1 protein-coding gene is annotated in these 746 nt (G+C 52.0%); it reads right to left on the bottom strand.

Annotated elements, in window-relative coordinates:
* A partial coding sequence (locus tag HMPREF3050_RS08845; protein ID WP_141758426.1) for an elongation factor Tu occupies nucleotides 1–746 on the bottom strand: 746 nt, incomplete at its 5' end.

The raw sequence follows: 746 nt of genomic DNA, 5'->3' as shown, positions 1-746 counted from the left end.
TTAAGCGATGATAGAAGAAACCACACCTGCACCTACGGTACGGCCACCTTCGCGAATCGCAAAGCGCAGACCTTCTTCCATAGCGATAGGCGCAATCAGTTCTACAGTGATGGCTACGTTCTCACCAGGCATAACCATTTCTACACCTTCTTCCAAAGTAACCGCGCCGGTTACGTCGGTAGTACGGAAGTAGAATTGAGGACGGTAGTTAGCGAAGAACGGAGTATGACGGCCACCCTCTTCTTTGCTCAATACGTACACTTCCGCTTTGAATTTGGTGTGCGGAGTGATGGTACCCGGTTTAGCCAATACTTGACCGCGTTCCACTTCTTCGCGTTTGGTACCGCGCAGCAATACGCCTACGTTGTCACCTGCCTGACCTTCGTCCAGCAGTTTGCGGAACATTTCAACACCGGTACAAGTGGTTTTTTGGGTTTCTTTCAGACCTACGATTTCGATCTCGTCACCAACGTGGATGACACCGCGCTCTACACGGCCGGTTACTACGGTACCGCGACCGGAAATGGAGAATACGTCTTCGATAGGCAACAGGAACGGTTTGTCCACGGCACGCTCGGGAGTCGGGATGTAGCTGTCCAATGCGGCAGCCAGTTCGAAGATTTTTTCTTCGTAAGCGGCGTCGCCTTCCAAGGCTTTCAGTGCAGAACCTTGTACGATCGGGCAGTCATCGCCTGGGAAGTCGTAGCTTGACAGCAAGTCACGGATTTCCATTTCAACCAGTTCCA

The sequence above is a fragment of the Neisseria sp. HMSC065D04 genome, assembly GCF_001815675.1.
In the GTDB taxonomy this organism is placed as follows: Bacteria; Pseudomonadota; Gammaproteobacteria; order Burkholderiales; family Neisseriaceae; genus Neisseria.
This window is presented reverse-complemented; position numbering and strand designations above follow the sequence as displayed.